Consider the following 16,885-nt stretch of genomic DNA (forward strand, 5'->3'; position numbering starts at 1 on the left):
GGGGAGGAACTCGCGTGTCGGACGGCCGGGTCAGCGGGCCGAGCCGGAGGTGCGGGTCTCGAGGTAGCGATCGACGGGGGCCTGCGGGGCGGTGGCGATCGGGGCGGCCTGACGGCCCTCGATCACGGTCGTGGCCGCGGCCGGGGTCTGGAGCGCCTTGTAGAAGGCCTCGTGATCGTTGGCGGCGCCATCGGCGGCGTGGGCGGCTCCGACGGAGGCGAGGAGCGCGGCGGCGGCGAAGACGGTCTTGGCGTAGGTCATGGTCTTTTTCCTTTCTCGACGGGGCGGGGTCCCTTGCGGCCCGTCCGATGAGCGGAAGATGGTCCCGACCGAGTGCGGTCGGTAGCCACTGAAAGAGCAACGGATTGTGCTCTCAGTGTGGACAGTCGCGCGCAGTTTACCGTCATTGTTCAGTACGTGAATGGAATGTGAGATTTCGTGATGCCGTCGTGCCGTCGCGCGCGTTGCGAAACGGGGCGTGCGGCCGCATTCTCGAAGGGACGGCGGGGCTCTCTCGGAGAGGGTCGAGATGGCGGATCATCGGACGCGACTGGCGACGCGCGGGACGCGTCCGGGACGGAGCGACGCCGGCGGGCGATCGCTCGTCGCCGTCTTCGTCTTCCTGGTGACCGCGGGGACCGGTCATGCGGTCGAGCGCCGGGTGGTGATCGACCGCGACGGCCGCGGGCCACTCTCGACCATCGCCACCGGCCTCGCGGCGACGCGCTTCGCGGCGACCGGCATCGTCGAATGCGGCGGCATGCGCGGCGTCGGCCAGCTGACCGGCGCGCGCGACGTCGTCACCTCGGCGGCGCACGTCTTCTTCGACGAGGAGGGGCGACCGCGGGCCGAGAGCGGCGAATGCGTCTTCGTGGTCGACACCACGGCGGGGCGCCAGCGCATTCCCCTGGTCGCCGACAAGACGCTGTGCGGGTCGACCTCGCCCTACGGCGTCTCGGGACGCAAGGACTGGGCGGCGGCGCGGCTGGCGCGGCCGGTGCCGGGGCTCTCGGCCTATGCGGTCGGGCCGATGCCGAAGCCGGGCGATCCGATCGCCGTCGTCGCCTTCGAGCACGGCCACAAGACGGTCGATCTCTGCCGGGTGCGCGACGTGCTGCCGGGCGAGGACGGTGCGGGCGAGATCCGCACCGACTGCGTCGGTTTCGACGGCATGTCGGGGGCGGCCTATCTGTCGCTCGCCGGCGGGCGGGAGCCGAAGGTCGTCGGCGTCCACGTCGGCTTCCGCTCGAGCGCACCCGACGAGGTGCAGCCCTATTCCGAGCGCCATCACACCTTCGGCACGTCGATCGGCCGGGTGCTGCGGCGGGCTCTCGAGGCGGCGCGCTGAGCGCGCGGGGCGCTTCGGGCCGAGCGCCGAGGGTTCACATCGCGAAGGAGGTGCCGCAGCCGCAGGTCGCGGTCGCCTGGGGGTTCTTCATCTTGAAGGCCTGACCCATCAGGTCGTCGACGAAGTCGAGTTCGGAGCCGGCGAGATATTCGGCCGAGACCGGATCGACCACCACGGTGGCGCCGTCCCTCTCGATGACGAAGTCGTCGTCGGCGCGCTCGGTGGTCAGCTCGAAACCGTAGGAAAAGCCCGAACAGCCGCCGCCCTTGACCGAGATCCGCATGACGGTGCCTTCCGGCTCGTCGGAGACGACGAAGAGGATGCGCTTGGCCGCGGCGGCGGTCACGGCGATCGGGGTGGTCGTGTCGGTCATGGTCGGTCCTCGAAATCCTGTGCGCCGTGCGGAGGAGCCGCGCGTGCCGCGCCGCCGTCATTCGCTTGAAACGCTTCCGTCGTCTCGATCAAATGCGATCGCGCCCACGAGAATCAAGTCCGCTCGTCGGGCAGTCGGCCCGAATTGGGGGCAGGGCGCGGATTTCGGAGGTCATGGTGGTGCATTTTTCGGAACGGGTCGGGCTCGGCGGCGAGGCGCGGGCGATCTTCGCGGTCGATCCCGCGGCGACGCGCGGGCGCCTCGTGCCCGAACCGGCGAGCCCGACGCGCACGCCCTACCAGCGCGATCGCGACCGCATCATCCATTCGACCGCCTTCCGCCGCCTCGCCCACAAGACGCAGGTGTTCCTGCCGCACGAGGGCGACCACTTCCGCTCGCGCCTCACCCACACGATCGAGGTGGCGCAGATCGCCCGCGCGCTCGCCCGCGCCTTCCGTCTCGACGAGGACCTCGCCGAGGCGCTGGCGCTCGGCCACGATCTCGGTCACACGCCGTTCGGCCATGCCGGCGAGCGCGCCATGGAACGCGCCATGGCGGCGCACGGCGGCTTCGACCACAATGCCCAGACGCTGCGCATCGTCACCGGTCTCGAGCGGCGCTACGCCGACTTCGACGGGCTGAACCTGTCGTGGGAGGCGCTCGAGGGCCTCGTCAAGCACAACGGGCCGCTCACCGACGGGGCAGGGCGGCCGCTTCCTCCCGCCCACGGGCAGCATCCGGCGCCGGTCGAACTGCCCTTCGGCATCCGCGACTACGCACGGCGGCAGGATCTGTGGCTGTCGACCTGGCCGAGCCTCGAGGCGCAGTGCGCGGCGATCGCCGACGACATCGCCTACGACGCCCACGACATCGACGACGGGCTGCGCGCCCGGCTGATCGAGATCGATGATCTCGCCGAGCTGCCGATCGTCGGCGACGCCATCCGCACGGTGCGCGGCCGCCATCCCGGGCTCGAGCGTGGTCGCCTCAAGCAGGAGGTGATCCGCCGCGTCATCACCGCCATGGTCGAGGACGTGATCGGCGAGACGCTCGCCCGGCTCGAGGATCAGCTGCCCTGTTCGGCCGACGAGGTGCGTCGGGCGGGCCGGGTGCTCGTCGCCTTCTCGTCCGCCACCGCGGCGGCGGACGTGGCGATCAAGACCTTCCTCTTCGCCCGCGTCTACCGCGCCGACTTCGTCATGACCAAGATGCGGGCGGCCGAACAGGTGGTGGAGGAGCTCTTCGCCGCCTTCATGGCCGATCCGGGTGCGCTGCCGGAGGAATGGCGCGGCGCCGATCGCGGCGATCCGGAGCGGCTCGCCCGGCGGATCTGCGACTACATCGCCGGCATGACCGACCGCTACGCCGTCAACGAACACCGCCGGGTGGTCGGCGGCACGCCGGAGCTGTGAGGGCGGGCGTACGGAGTTCGGTCCATTCGGGTCCGTGCAGAGGCCCTTCACCCTGAGGTGCCCGGCCAACGCCGGGCCTCGAAGGGCGAAGTGGCCGAGAGGCACGGCCCGTCGTGGCTTCGTGTTTCGAGGCCCGGCTGCGCCGGGCACCTCAACATGAAGCCGAACGAAGACCGGGAACCGAAGCGTCGTGGGCTGGTACGAAGCGGCTCGGCGTTTGACGCTTCCGACGAATTGCGATAGCTCCCGGCGGCATGATCGCGCGCGTGTCGCGCGGGCTTTTCCGGCTTTCCCCGGCAGGGCGGACCAGAGAGAACGGTCGATACCATGGACATCTTCGCGGACTTCTCGGCGCGTGTGCGCGCGACCATCGAACGGCTCGGGTGGAAGGCCGCCGACGGATCGGCGCTCGACCTTTCGCGCGTCGTCGTCGAGCCGCCGCGCGACGCCGCCCACGGCGATCTCGCCGTCAACGCCGCGATGGTGCTGGCGAAGCCGATGGGCCAGAACCCGCGTCAGCTCGCCATCCAGCTGATGGGTGAGCTCGCCGCCGATCCCGACATCGCCGAGACGGAAGTCGCCGGCCCGGGCTTCCTCAACCTGCGGCTCTCGCCCGGCTACTGGGCGGGCTTCCTCGCCGGCGTGGTGCGCGCGGGCGATCAGTTCGGCCGCGGTGCCTCCGGCAAGGGCAAGGTCAACGTCGAATACGTCTCGGCCAACCCGACCGGGCCGATGCACGTCGGCCACTGCCGCGGCGCCGTCGTCGGCGACGCGCTGGCCAACATCCTGGCCTTCGCCGGCCACGACGTGACCAAGGAATATTACATCAACGACGCCGGCGCCCAGGTCGACGTGCTCGCCCGTTCCGCCCATCTGCGCTACCTCGAGGCGCTCGGCCGCGACATCGGCGAGATCCCGGAAGGGCTCTATCCCGGCGACTATCTGAAGCCGGTCGGCGCGGCGCTCGCCGCCGAGTTCGGCACCGCCTTCGAGGGCAAGCCGGAGGCCGAGTGGCTGGCGACCGTGCGTCAGAAGGCGATCGACGCGATGATGGCGATGATCCGCGAGGATCTCGCCGCCCTCAACGTCGTCCACGACGTCTTCTTCTCCGAGAAGAGCCTGCAGACCGGCCCCGAGGGCGATCGGGTGGCGCGCGCCATCGACACGCTGACCGCCGCCGGCCTCATGTACGAGGGCCGGCTGGAGCCGCCGAAGGGCCAGCTTCCCGAGGACTGGGAAGACCGCGAGCAGACGCTGTTCCGCTCGACGCAGTTCGGCGACGACGTCGATCGGCCGCTGAAGAAGTCGGACGGGTCCTACACCTATTTCGCCTCGGACATCGCCTATCACCTCGACAAGTACCTGCGCGGCTTCGCCAACCAGATCGACATCTGGGGCGCCGACCACGGCGGCTACGTCAAGCGGATGCAGGCGGCGGTCCGGGCGATCTCCGGCAGCAAGGCGGCGCTCGACGTCAAGCTCTGCCAGCTGGTGAAGCTCTTCCGTGCCGGCGAGCCGGTGAAGATGTCGAAGCGCTCGGGCTCCTTCGTGACGCTGCGCGACGTGGTCGAGGAGGTCGGCGTCGACGCGGTGCGCTTCATGATGCTCTTCCGCAAGTCCGACGCGCCGCTCGACTTCGACTTCCAGAAGGTCACCGAGCAGTCGAAGGACAACCCGGTCTTCTACGTCCAGTACGCCCACGCCCGCGTGCACTCGGTGATGAAGCAGGCGGCGGAGCAGCTGCCGGGCCTCGATCTCTCCGACGCAGGTCTCGCCGGGGCCGACCTGACGTTGCTGAACGATGCCGGAGAACTGGGCCTTCTCAAGAGGATCGCCCAGTGGCCGCGTGTCGTGGAGGGTGCGGCGGAAAGTCACGAACCGCACAGAATCGCGTTCTTCCTGCACGATCTGGCGTCCGATCTTCATGCCCATTGGAACAGGGGCAAGGATCTGCCACAATTACGCTTTGTTAACGTTGACGATCCATTGTCGTCCCATGCCCGACTGGCGATGGTGAAGGCCGTCGCCTCGGTTCTCGCGTCCGGGCTCGCGGTTCTCGGCGTCGGCGCTCCCAAGGAGATGCGCTGAGGAATCGGCGGTCGGGACGACGACAGGGGGGATGGCGGACCGCCGTCCCCGTCGACGAAAGGTGCCCGATCGATGTCCGATCCGCTGCGTCAGCCTCCCGCCTCCGGCCAGCGCGCGCCGACCGATCTCGGTCGCGGCGGGCGCAACGGCGTCGCCGACGAGGATCCGCTGGCCGAACTCGCCCGCATCCTCGGCGAGACCATGCATCCGGTGCGGCCGGAAAACCTCGTCGAGGTCGGCCGCCGCTCGCTGCCGCAGCGCCCGGCGCCGCAGCAGGTCTCCGAGCTCGAGGCCGAACTGTTCGAGACGCTGCGCGCCTCCGTCGCGCCCGAGGAGCGGGTGCGCGGGTCGTTCGAGCGCGAGGTCGCGCCGGTCATCCCGCAGCATCCCGTCGACGATCACGACATCGCCTCGATCGGCGCCTGGGCGGCGCCCGAACCCGAGCCGCAGCCGGTGGCGATCGTCCGCGAGGCGCCGCGCGCCACGCCGCAGGCCGTTCAGTCGGCGCAGGTGCCGGCGAGCGAGCGGCTGCCCGAGGCCTATTTCCAGCAGGCCCGCATGATGCAGGCCGCCGCCGCGCCGGTCGCCCCGCCGCAGCCGCCGGTGGTGCAGGCTCCGGCTCCGGCACAGGTCCGCACGCAGACCGAGGCCGCCGATCCGCGCTGGGCCGACTACTACGCCTATGACGACGGCATCTCGGCCGGCAGCTACGATCCGGCCTTCGATCATTCGGCGCCCGTGCCGGTGGTCGATCTCGATGCCGCCTTCGCCGCCGAGATCCGGCGCAATCGCGACGTCCCCGGCCGCGAGGCGGCGGCGCGCGAGCCGACCTTCGACGACTTCGACCAGGCGGCGATCGCCGCCGCGGCGCGCGAGGCCTCGCCCTATGCCGCCGAGGGTGCGGTGATCCGCCCCCATTCCGATCGCGAGGAATACGCGGTGCGGCAGATGCCGCGCGAGGGCGGTGGCAAGGGTTTCCGCATCGCCGCGACGCTGGTCGGCCTGATCCTGCTCGGTGGCGGCGGTCTGGCGGCGTGGAAGACGATGGGATCGGGCGGCGCCGGGGCGCCGACGGTGATCCTGTCGGACGGCAAGCCGCTCAAGGTCCTGCCCGATCCGACCAAGGCGGCGCCGGGCGACGACGAGATCACGCTGAAGCGCGACACCTCGGTCGCCGGCTCGAAGATCGTCAGCCTGCAGGAAGATCCGGTCGAGCACGTCCCGGGCCGCACCTCCGACGGCCGCGAGGTCCGCGTCATCAATCCCGGCGCGCCGCGCGCGGCGACCGCCGACCAGCCCCATTCGGTGAAGACCGTGGTGGTGCGCCCGGACGGTTCGATCGTCTCGGACGAAGGGCCGAAGCTGGTGGCGCCGATCGTCTCGGCGATGCCGCCGCAGGCCGAGCCGCCGATGCCGGCGACCCCGCCGACCGTTCAGGCCCCCGCCGTCCCCAAGGTCTCGGCGGTTCCGCCGATCGCCGCGCAGCCGCCCGTCACGGCGCCGTCGTCGGCGCTGCCGCCGGTGCCGCGGGCTTCGCCCGACACGCCGGCGCCGATCAAGACGGTGACGGTCACGCCGGTCCAGGTCGCGCCGCCGACCCCGGCCCCGACGCCGGTGCCCAGGGTCGCGCCGGTCCCGACCGTGCCGCAGGTTGCCCCGCCGGTGCCCGCGCCGACGGCGAAGGTGACGCCGACGGCGCCGCAGGCCGCTCCGACGCCGCCGGCCGCCGTGCCGGTCAAGACGGTGGCGACCACTCCGATCGTGCCGCCGAAGCCGGTCGCCCCGCCGAAGCCCGCGACCGCCCCGTCGAGCGGCGCGCCGATGGCGCTCGGCGCGGTGCCGCCGAAGCTCGCCTCGGCCCAGCCGCCGCAGGCGACCCCGCCGAAGCCCGTCGCGCCGCCGCAGCAGCTCGCCCCGCCGCCGGCGCCGGCTGCCGCCGCGCCCGCCGCCTCTGGCGGTGGCGACTGGATGGTGCAGCTCTCGGCCTCCGGGTCGGACGCCGCCGCGCGGTCGTCCTTCGCCGCGGCGCAGCGCAAGTATCCGGGTCTCGCCGGCAAGGCGGTCGACGTCCAGCGGGCCGATCTCGGCGCCAAGGGCGTCTATTTCCGGGCCCGCGTCGCCGCCGGCTCGCGTGAGGCCGCCGCCGCGCTCTGCCAGCAGATCCAGTCGCAGGGCGGCCAGTGCATGGTGACCCGGCGCTGACCGATCCGCGACGTCGCACATCCCGGGCCGGTCGCGGCATTCCCACGACCGGCCCGTATCGTCTCTCGCCCACCGAGAATTTCGAACGATGACCGTTTCCGCCTTCATCACCGGCTGTGCCGGCACCACGCTCTCGGCCGAGGAAGTCGCCTTTTTCCGCGAGACGCGACCGTGGGGCTTCATCCTGTTCAAGCGCAACTGCGAGACGCCGGAGCAGATCCGGGCGCTGACCGCGGCGTTGCGCGAGGCGGCGGATCGTCCCGACGCGCCGATCCTGATCGATCAGGAGGGCGGTCGCGTCCAGCGGCTCGGGCCGCCGCACTGGCCGGCCTATCCGACCGGGCGCACCTTCGGCGATCTGTGGGCCCGCGATCGTCGCGCCGGCCTTGCCGCGGCGCGGCTCGGCGCCCGGTTGATCGCCGCCGATCTCGTCGAACTCGGCATCGACGTCGACTGTCTGCCGCTGCTCGACGTGCCGGTCGAGGGCGCCCATGACGTCATCGGCCATCGCGCCTACGGGCTCGCCCCCGACGTCGTCTCGCAGCTCGGCCGCGCCGCCGCGACCGGCCTCCTCGACGGCGGCGTGCTGCCGGTGATCAAGCACATCCCCGGTCACGGCCGCGCCGGCGTCGACAGCCATCTGGCGCTGCCGGTGGTCACGACCGACCGGGGGACGCTGGAGGCGACCGACTTCGCGCCGTTCAAGTCGTGCGTCGACCTGCCGCTCGCCATGACCGCCCACGTCATCTACGCCGCGATCGATGCGGAGCGGCCCGCCACCACTTCGAAGACGGTGATCGACGCGGTGATCCGTGGCCACATCGGCTACGACGGCTGCCTGATGTCGGACGACGTCTCGATGCAGGCGCTCTCCGGCACGATCGGCGAACGCACCGCCGCTTCGCTCGCCGCCGGCTGCGATCTGGTGCTCCATTGCAACGGGAAGCTCGACGAGATGCGCGAGGTCGCCGCCCATTGCCGGCCGCTCGAGGGCAGGGCGCTCGACCGGGCGCTGCGGGCCGAGGCCATGCGTCGCAGACCGGACGGATTCGACCGCGAAGCGGCTCGCGCGGAATTCGCCCGATTGACGGGAGCCCCCCTGGTCTGAAACATCCCCGTCGGGGGCGACGGGGATGGACGTGACGGGCAACGACAGCGACGCGAGGGCCGACGACGGCATCTCCGACGGCGACGACTGGTCGAAGCCGCCGCGCGTCGACGTGTCGGAACGCGCCGAGGTCGAAGACGCGTCGCCGATTTCCGACGAGGCACTGCACGTCGACCTGGACGGGTTCGAGGGGCCGCTCGACCTCCTGCTGACGCTGGCGCGCAATCAGAAGGTCGATCTGGCGCGGATCTCGATCCTGCAGCTGGTCGACCAGTATCTCGCCTTCGTCGAACGGGTGCGGGCCAAGCGGCTCGAGATCGCCGCCGACCATCTCGTGATGGCGTCGTGGCTGACCTATCTGAAGTCCCGCCTCCTGCTGCCCAAGCCGCCGGAAGACGACGAGCCGAGCGGCGAGGAACTCGCCGCGCTGCTCGCCTTCCGCCTGCGCAAGCTCGAGGCGATGCGGGCGCGGTCGACCGAGCTCCAGGCGCGGCCGCAGGTCGGGCGCGACGTCTTCCTGCGCGGCATGCCGGAGGCGACCGTCGCGGTCGTCCGGCCGGCGTGGGAGGCGAGCCTGTTCGACCTCCTGTCGGCCTATGCCGGCTTCCGCCAGCGCTCGCTGGTCAACGAGGTGCGGGTCAAGGCGCGGCACGTGTGGTCGCTGGTCGAGGCCCGCGCCATCCTCGAGCGGCTGATCGGGCCGCTCGCCGACTGGGTGCCGCTCGACCGGCTCGTCGCCCTCGACGTCGAGCCGGAGGCGCGCGCCGGGGTGATCGCCTCGAGCTTCGCCGCCAGCCTCGAGATGGTGCGCGAGGGCGTCATCGATTTGAGCCAGTCCGAGGCCTTCGCGCCCCTGATGCTGCGTCCGCGCGAGGCGGGGACAGGGGGCGACGGCGAGGGCGATCACGACGGAGAGGTCGCATGAGCGACGACATCGACGATCTCGACGACGACGAAGGCATCGCCCCGCCGGGCGACGCGCTGGCGAGTTTGCGCGAGCGCGACGCGGCACGGCTGATCGAGGCGGCGCTCTTCGCCGCCGCCGAGCCGGTGTCGAAGGAGGCGCTCGCCGATCTGGTCGGGCCGGGGATCGACGTCGCGGCGGTGCTCGCGGCGCTGGTCGAGGACTATCGCGGGCGTGGCGTCGAGCTCGTCCGCGTCGCCGAGAAGTGGCTCTTCCGCACCGCCGCCGACCTCGGTCCGCGGCTGACGCGCGAGGAGAGCGAGCCGCGCAAGGTCGGTCGCGCCGCACTCGAGGTGCTGGCGATCGTCGCCTATCACCAGCCGGTGACGCGCGCCGAGATCGAGCAGATCCGCGGCGTGTCGATGTCCAAGGGCGTGCTCGACCAGTTGCTCGAGGCCGGCTGGATCCGCATGCGCGGCCGCCGGCGGACGCCGGGGCGGCCGATCACCTGGGGGACGACCGACGGGTTCCTCGTCCATTTCGGCCTCGAGAGCGTGCGCGATCTGCCCGGTCTCGAAGAGTTGAAGGCGGCGGGCCTGCTCGAGGGCCAGATCCCGAGCGGTTTCCACCTGCCGATGCCGGTCGAGGGAGAGGCGCTGACGGCGGACGAGGATCCGCTCGAAGAGGGTGACCTCGCCCTGCTGCTCGCCGAGGTGGAACCCGACGAAGACGGTTGACGCGGGGGCCGGGATCACCATGTCCACAGGGCCCGCGGCCGGTTGCGGGGGTGGGGGCTTTTTGCAATAGTGCCCCCGCCGCAGTCCGGGGCGCGAGGCGTCCCACTTGGAGAGTTCGACATGGGTTCCTTGAGCATCTGGCACTGGCTGATCGTCCTGGCGGTCGCCCTCCTGTTCTTCGGCGGCAAGGGCAAGATCTCCGACCTGATGGGTGATTTCGCCAAGGGTATCAAGAGCTTCAAGAAGGGTCTTCAGGACGACGACGTCGCCCAGACGCCGCCGAAGGCGATCGACGCCAAGGCCGGCGAGACCGTTCCGACCGAAGACAAGTCCAAGACGGCGGGCTGATCGCGGCAGGCTTCCGCAGGGGCGGGAGCCTTCCGTTCGACGCGGCTTCGCGCCGCTCTCCGGCCGGGGCTCGTCCCCGGTCCGTCTGCCAGACCGGGGCCGCGCGAGGCCCACGGTCCCCCAGAGGCGTTCACGATGCTCGGGCTGGATTTCTCCGAAATCATCATCATCGGCGTGGTGGCTCTGGTGGTCGTCGGCCCCAAGGAGCTGCCGCAGATGATGCGCACGGCCGGTCAGTGGATCGGCAAGGCGCGCCGCATGGCGGCCGAGTTCCAGGGGCAGATGAACGAGGCGATCCGCGAGGCGGAGCTCGACGACGTGCGCAAGAGCGTCGACGACCTGCGCTCGCTGAGCCCCAAGAACCTGATCGCCGAACAGTTCGCGTCGGTGTCGCAGACCCTCGACGAGGTCAAGCGCGACACCGATGCCCAGATCGCCGACATCAACGCCTCCGCCCAGTCCTTCGCCGCCGCGCAGGTCCCGGCCGATCCGGCCGCCGAGGCCGAGGTCGCCGCGCGCATCGACGACATGGCGGGCGTGCAGAGCTACGAGCCGGCGCCGCTCGACCTGACGGCCTTCGCGCCGACCGTCGCCGAGGCCGCGCCCGAGCCGGTCGCCGTGGCGGCGGCGGAAGAGACGGAAGAGGCGCCGGCGAAGCCGAAGCGCGTGCGCAAGAAGAAGACCGATGAGGTCGCGGAGACCGGCGAGGCATGAGCGACATCGACGACATCGAATCCTCGCGCGCGCCGCTGATCGAGCACCTGATCGAGCTCCGATCGCGGTTGATTCGCGCCCTCCTGACGCTGGTCGTGGCCTTCTTCGTCTGCTTCGCCTTCGCCAAGCCGATCTACAACTTCCTCGTCTGGCCCTACGATTTCGTCATTCGGCGGATGACGGGCAAGGCGGCGACGATGATCTTCACCGCGCCGCAGGAATTCTTCATCACCCAGATCAAGGTGGCCTTCTACGGCGCGCTGTTCATCGCCTTCCCGATGATCGCGACGCAGCTCTACAAGTTCGTCGCGCCCGGGCTCTATCGCCACGAGAAGCGGGCGTTCCTGCCCTATCTCGTCGCCACGCCGGTGTTCTTCCTGCTCGGCGCCGGCCTCGTCTACATCCTGCTGCCGATGGTGCTCGGCTTCTTCGCCGGCATGCAGCAGGTCGACGGCGACGGCATCAAGATCGAGCTGCTGCCGAAGGTCTCGGAATATCTGTCGCTGATCATGTCGCTGACGGTCGCCTTCGGTCTGGTCTTCCAGCTGCCGGTGGTGCTGACGCTGCTCGGCCACATCGGGGTGGTGACGTCGCAGGGTCTGCGCGAGAAGCGGCGCTGGGCGATCCTCATCGCCTTCATCGTCGCGGCGGTGCTGACGCCGCCCGATCCGATCTCCCAGATCTCGCTTGCGGTACCCACCATCCTCCTCTACGAACTCACCATCTTCGCCGTGAGGATGGTGGAGCGTCGGAAGGAAGAGCCGGAAGAACGGCTCGAATCCCCGGGTACGGACATCGTGCCGCGCGACTGATCCCTCCGGCATTCGACTGGCGCCACGCGCGTCGGTCGCTCAGGCCCCGAGGACAGTCCCATGCACGACATCAAGTGGATCCGCGAAAACGCCGAAGCCTTCGACGCCGCGCTCGCCAACCGCAACAAGGCGCCGCTGTCGGCCGAGGTTCTGGCGCTCGACGAGAAGCGCCGCGCGCACCTCACCCGTCTGCAGGAGCTCCAGGCCAAGGCCAACGCCTCGGCCAAGGCGATCGGCATGGCGATGGGCAAGAAGGATCTCGCCACCGCCGAGGCGCTGAAGGCCGAGGTCGCGGCGATCAAGTCCGAGATCCAGGCGGGCGAGGCGGAAGAGCGCACCATCGAACAGGCGGTGACCGAGCTCCTGGCCGGCATCCCCAACGTTCCGGCGAGCGACGTGCCGGTCGGCAAGGATGAGGCGGACAACGTCGAGATCCGCCGCTGGGGTACGCCGAAGAGCTTCGACTTCGCCCCCAAGCAGCATTTCGAGATCGGCGAAGGCCTCGGCCAGATGGACTTCGAGGCGGCGACCAAGATCTCGGGCGCCCGCTTCGTCCTGCTCAAGGGCAAGCTGGCGCGGCTCGAGCGGGCGCTCGGCCAGTTCATGCTCGACCTCCACGTCGACCACCACGGCTACACCGAAGTGAACCCGCCCTTCCTGGTGAAGAGCGAGTCGGCCTACGGCACCGGCAACCTGCCGAAGTTCGCCGAGGATCTGTTCCGCACCGAGAACGGCTTCTGGCTGATCCCGACGGCGGAAGTCCCGGTCACCAACATCGTCCGCGACGAGATCGTGGAGGAGGCGAAGCTCCCCTTCCGCTTCACCGCCTGGACGCCGTGCTTCCGCTCGGAGGCGGGGTCGGCCGGTCGCGACACGCGCGGCATGATCCGGCTGCACCAGTTCCCCAAGGTCGAGATGGTGTCGATCACCACGCCCGAGACCTCGGAGGCGGAGCACGAACGCATGACGGCGGCGGCCGAAGCCGTGCTGCAGAAGCTCGGGCTGCCCTATCGCACCATCGTGCTGTGCACCGGCGACATGGGCTTCTCCTCGCGCAAGACCTACGACATCGAGGTCTGGCTGCCGGGGCAGAACGCCTATCGCGAGATCTCGTCCTGCTCCAACTGCGGCGACTTCCAGGCCCGCCGGATGAACGCCCGCATGCGTCCGACCGAGGGCAAGGGTACGCGCTTCGTCCACACGCTCAACGGCTCGGGCGTGGCGGTCGGCCGCTGCCTCGTCGCGGTGCTGGAGAACTACCAGAACGCCGACGGCTCGGTGACGGTGCCGGAGGCGCTGCGGCCCTACATGGGCGGGCTGGAGCTGATCACGCCCTGAGGCGGGCGGCGGCCTTCCTTCTCCCGCGAGAGGAGAAGGAAGGGCCTCATGTGCGGCGACCGCCGTCGTCCTGCGAACGAATCGGCGGATGGGACGCGGCCCCGCGTCCGACGCCTTGTCGGGGGCGGAGGGGGACACTACGTTTGCCTCGCCGTCACCGCTCCGGTGCCGAGAACGAGGGATTCGCCCATGTCCGCCGATCATCCGACCGACGACCGCTCAAAAAATGAGCACGGCGCTTCCGCCGGAGCGGCGGGTGCGGGGCGTTATCCGCCGGGCTACGACCCGGTCACCCACACCTACACGCCGCCGGTCGGCCCCGACGGCAAGCCGGTCTATCCGCCGGGCTACGATCCCGTCACCCACACGTTCAGCCGCCCCGAGGCGCCGGCGGGCCATGGTGCGCCCGGCCACGGTGCGCCGGGGCACGGCGGTCAGGGCTACGGTGGTCAGAGCGGTTACGGCGGCTACGGCGGCGAGCATCGCGCCGAGGCGATCGAGGGCTGCCCGATCGATCACGAGCATCTCCACGCCTACCAGCACGTGCCGCCGGCGCTCGATCAGGACGGCGATCGTCGCACCATGGTCGTCACCGGCGCGAGCCGCGGCATCGGCCACTCGATCGTGCGCAAGTTCGCCGATCAGGGTTGGCGCATCATCACGATTTCCCGCCACGCCTTCGAGGGAAACCGCTGTCCGTGGGAGGCGGGGCCGGAAGATCACGTCCAGTGCGACCTCGGCGACCGCGAGCAGATTCCGCTGGCGATGATCGACATCAAGCGCCGCATCGGCAACGGCAAGCTGCATGCGCTGATCAACAACGCCGGCATCTCGCCCAAGGGACCGAACGGTGAGCGGCTGAACTCGCTGACCACGCCGATGATGAGCTGGATGCAGGTGTTCCACGTCAATCTGCTGGCGCCGATCATGCTCGCCAAGGGCCTGTTCGACGAGCTGAAGGCGGGGCGCGGGTCGGTCGTCAACATCACCTCGGTGGTCGGCAGCCGCGTCCATCCCTTCGCCGGCACCGCCTACGCCACCTCCAAGGCGGCGCTGACGGCGCTGACCCGCGAGATGGCGAACGACTACGCGCCGCACGGTATTCGCGTCAATGCGATCGCCCCGGGCGAAATCATCACCGACATTCTGTCGCCCGGCACAGAAGAAAAGTTCCTGCCGCTCATCCCGATGAAACGTCTCGGGCGACCGGAAGAAGTGGCCGAACTCGTCCACTTCCTCTGTTCGGAAGCTTCGTCCTACATCACCGGCGAACAGATCAACATCAATGGCGGTCAGCTGCTCTGATCGACCACGATGTTGCGGCGCAGCAAACTATCGTATACGAAACGATAGACTTGGCCTTGCGTGTTTCCGCGTAGGGCTTTTTGGAATTAATGCAATTCGTTTGTGCAATCCGACCGGAATCGTGACGCCAAAAGCGGCGTGACATTTCGGCGGTCGGCGCGCAGCATCTTTCCGTTCCAGCAGATCTTTCGAGGTTCGCCGTCGCGATCTTCCGAAAGAGATCTGACGAGGAGACGGACGATGGGTATCGCGACCGCTGCCGCCTTCGGCCCGGATCGTCAGGATGCCGGGCCGGTCGGAGGACCGAAGCCGACCTACGCCAAGGCCAACGCCGAGATGGCGCTCTTCGGGATCTACGAGATCTCGAAGATCCTGACGACGCCCGCGCGCCTCGAGATGACGCTTTCCAACGTCGTCAACGTGTTGACGTCGTTCCTCCAGATGCGCCGCGGCATGATCGTCGTCCTCGACGACGTCGGCGACGTCGAGATCGTGGCGACCGCCGGCTGGGCCGAGCAGGGGCCGAAGCGCGGCCGCGCCATCGACAGCCTGCCGCGGGCGGTGATCGACCGCATCGTCGCCACGACGACGCCGGTCGTCGCCCAGGACATTGCGCACGATCCGCTGTTCGAGACCGCCGACGGGCTGCTCGCCGAAGAGGCCGGCATGCGCGTCTCCTTCATCGGCGTGCCGATCAAGGCCGACAACAAGGTGGTGGGGACGCTCTCCATCGACCGCGTGTGGGACGGCCGCACCCAGTTCCGCATCGACGACGACCTGCGCTTCCTGTCGATGGTGGCAAACCTCGCCGGCCAGACGGTGAAGCTGCACCGCATCCTCTCGGCCGATCGTCAGCGCCTGCTCGACGAGCGCTCCAGCCTGGAGAAGGCGCTCGGCAACGAGCTCGCCAACCGGGTGCCGCGGGCGACGCCGAAGGTCGACGGCATCGTCGGCGAGAGCGTCGCGGTGAAGCGCGTGCTGCAGACGATCGCCGTCGTCGCCAAGTCGAACTCGACCGTGCTCTTGCGCGGCGAGAGCGGCACCGGCAAGGAACTCTTCGCCCGGGCGATCCACGATCTCAGCCCCCGCAAGTCGAAGCCCTTCGTCAAGCTCAACTGCGCCGCGCTGCCGGAGAGCGTGCTCGAGAGCGAGCTCTTCGGCCACGAGAAGGGCGCCTTCACCGGCGCCGTCGGCCAGCGCGCCGGCCGCTTCGAACTGGCGAACGGTGGCACGCTGCTGCTCGACGAGATCGGCGAGATCTCGGCCTCGTTCCAGGCCAAGCTCCTGCGCATCCTGCAGGAGGGCGAATTCGAGCGCGTCGGCGGCACCAAGACGCTGAAGGTCGACGTCCGCCTCGTCTGCGCCACCAACAAGAACCTCGAGGAGGCGGTCGCCAAGGGCGAGTTCCGCGCCGACCTCTACTACCGCATCAACGTGGTGCCGGTGTTCCTGCCCCCCTTGCGTGAGCGTCCCGGCGACATTCCGCACCTCGCCCGCGCCTTCGTGACGCGCTTCAACGAGGAGAACGGGCGCAAGATGGCGATCTCGCCGGGCGGTCTCGAACTGCTGTCGCGCTGCTACTTCCCCGGCAACGTGCGCGAACTCGAGAACTGCGTCCGCCGCACCGCGACGCTCGCCCACGGCGAGACGATCATGCCGGACGACTTCGCCTGCCACACCGGCAACTGCCTGTCGGCCCTGCTGTGGAAGAGTGCGCCGAAGAAGCCGGGCATGCCCGACCCGATCGCCATGCTCGCCTCCGGCCAGCCGGTGGTGGCGCCGACCCCGAACCACGGCGCGATGCCGGCGGTCTTCCCGGTCGGCGGTGTGGCCGAGGCGGCGATGCCGTCGCCCGCCGCCCCGGCGCCGATGGCGGCCCCGACGCCGCTGCCGGCCGAGGTTACGGGTGGGGCCTCGGGTCTGTGCGAACATGCCGACGCCAACTGCCCGGCGCTCGGCGGGCGTCCGAGCGAGCGCGACCGGCTGGTCGACGCGATGGAGCGCTCCGGCTGGGTGCAGGCCAAGGCCGCCCGCATCCTCGGCCTGACGCCGCGCCAGATCGGTTACGCCCTGAAGAAGCACAACATCGAGCTCAAGCGGTTCTGACCACGCCGCTGGAGAGTGGGAAGCGCATCGCAGTTCCTCCTGCAAAGACCCACTGACGGCCCGGAGCGATCCGGGCCGTTCTTTCATGGG

The 16,885-nt window shown here is 70.0% G+C and carries 15 protein-coding genes; 13 read left to right on the forward strand and 2 right to left on the reverse strand.

What is annotated here, in order from left to right:
• Positions 1–30 precede the first annotated feature (30 nt).
• Positions 31–261 carry a hypothetical protein gene (locus ACT541_RS09825; protein ID WP_476136369.1) on the reverse strand — a complete coding sequence of 77 codons (231 nt, stop codon included), beginning with the start codon at positions 259–261 and terminating at the stop codon, positions 31–33.
• 268 nt (positions 262–529) lie between these two features.
• Between ACT541_RS09825 and ACT541_RS09830 the strand changes: the two genes are divergently transcribed.
• Positions 530–1,348 carry a serine protease family protein gene (locus ACT541_RS09830; protein ID WP_476136370.1) on the forward strand — a complete coding sequence of 273 codons (819 nt, stop codon included), beginning with the start codon at positions 530–532 and terminating at the stop codon, positions 1,346–1,348.
• A gap of 34 nt (positions 1,349–1,382) precedes the next feature.
• On the opposite strand, the gene erpA is transcribed toward ACT541_RS09830, so the two are convergent.
• Positions 1,383–1,721, reverse strand: coding sequence for an iron-sulfur cluster insertion protein ErpA (gene erpA / locus ACT541_RS09835; protein WP_476136371.1), 339 nt, complete (start codon positions 1,719–1,721; stop codon positions 1,383–1,385).
• A gap of 179 nt (positions 1,722–1,900) precedes the next feature.
• On the opposite strand from erpA, the gene ACT541_RS09840 reads away from it, so the two are divergent.
• The 12 genes from ACT541_RS09840 to nifA all read left to right on the forward strand — a co-directional run bounded on the left by ACT541_RS09840 (position 1,901) and on the right by nifA (position 16,795).
• Entirely contained in the window at positions 1,901–3,133 is a 1,233-nt protein-coding gene (locus tag ACT541_RS09840) for a deoxyguanosinetriphosphate triphosphohydrolase (RefSeq protein ID WP_476136373.1), read from the forward strand.
• A 327-nt stretch (positions 3,134–3,460) separates the two neighbouring features.
• On the forward strand, positions 3,461–5,221 hold the full coding sequence (gene argS / locus ACT541_RS09845; protein WP_476136374.1) for an arginine--tRNA ligase: 1,761 nt from the start codon (positions 3,461–3,463) through the stop codon (positions 5,219–5,221).
• Positions 5,222–5,293: 72 nt separating this feature from the next.
• The gene (locus ACT541_RS09850) at positions 5,294–7,423 is read left to right on the forward strand and encodes an SPOR domain-containing protein (protein ID WP_476136376.1); all 2,130 of its coding nucleotides are present in this window, start codon (positions 5,294–5,296) and stop codon (positions 7,421–7,423) included.
• Positions 7,424–7,511: 88 nt separating this feature from the next.
• Positions 7,512–8,531 carry a beta-N-acetylhexosaminidase gene (gene nagZ / locus ACT541_RS09855; protein ID WP_476136378.1) on the forward strand — a complete coding sequence of 340 codons (1,020 nt, stop codon included), beginning with the start codon at positions 7,512–7,514 and terminating at the stop codon, positions 8,529–8,531.
• 25 nt (positions 8,532–8,556) lie between these two features.
• Positions 8,557–9,456, forward strand: a complete 900-nt coding sequence (locus ACT541_RS09860; protein ID WP_476136379.1) for a segregation and condensation protein A — start codon at positions 8,557–8,559, stop codon at positions 9,454–9,456.
• Positions 9,453–10,172 carry an SMC-Scp complex subunit ScpB gene (scpB, locus tag ACT541_RS09865; RefSeq protein ID WP_476136381.1) on the forward strand — a complete coding sequence of 240 codons (720 nt, stop codon included), beginning with the start codon at positions 9,453–9,455 and terminating at the stop codon, positions 10,170–10,172. The genes ACT541_RS09860 and scpB overlap by 4 nt, the downstream gene beginning before the upstream one ends.
• 120 nt (positions 10,173–10,292) lie before the next feature.
• Positions 10,293–10,520, forward strand: coding sequence for a twin-arginine translocase TatA/TatE family subunit (locus ACT541_RS09870; RefSeq protein ID WP_476136382.1), 228 nt, complete (start codon positions 10,293–10,295; stop codon positions 10,518–10,520).
• Positions 10,521–10,655: 135 nt separating this feature from the next.
• A complete protein-coding gene (gene tatB / locus ACT541_RS09875; protein WP_476136383.1) occupies positions 10,656–11,234 on the forward strand; it encodes a Sec-independent protein translocase protein TatB in 579 nt (192 codons plus the stop codon).
• The gene (tatC, locus tag ACT541_RS09880; protein WP_476136385.1) at positions 11,231–12,046 is read left to right on the forward strand and encodes a twin-arginine translocase subunit TatC; all 816 of its coding nucleotides are present in this window, start codon (positions 11,231–11,233) and stop codon (positions 12,044–12,046) included. The genes tatB and tatC overlap by 4 nt, the downstream gene beginning before the upstream one ends.
• Before the next feature lie 60 nt (positions 12,047–12,106).
• Positions 12,107–13,384: a serine--tRNA ligase gene (serS, locus tag ACT541_RS09885; protein WP_476136387.1), complete on the forward strand. Its 1,278-nt coding sequence runs from the start codon at positions 12,107–12,109 to the stop codon at positions 13,382–13,384.
• 510 nt (positions 13,385–13,894) lie between these two features.
• On the forward strand, positions 13,895–14,689 hold the full coding sequence (locus ACT541_RS09890; RefSeq protein ID WP_476137517.1) for an SDR family NAD(P)-dependent oxidoreductase: 795 nt from the start codon (positions 13,895–13,897) through the stop codon (positions 14,687–14,689).
• Positions 14,690–15,025: 336 nt separating this feature from the next.
• Positions 15,026–16,795, forward strand: a complete 1,770-nt coding sequence (gene nifA / locus ACT541_RS09895) for a nif-specific transcriptional activator NifA (RefSeq protein ID WP_476137518.1) — start codon at positions 15,026–15,028, stop codon at positions 16,793–16,795.
• Positions 16,796–16,885 lie beyond the last annotated feature (90 nt).

The organism is Pinisolibacter sp. DMC100 (genome assembly GCF_056313705.1).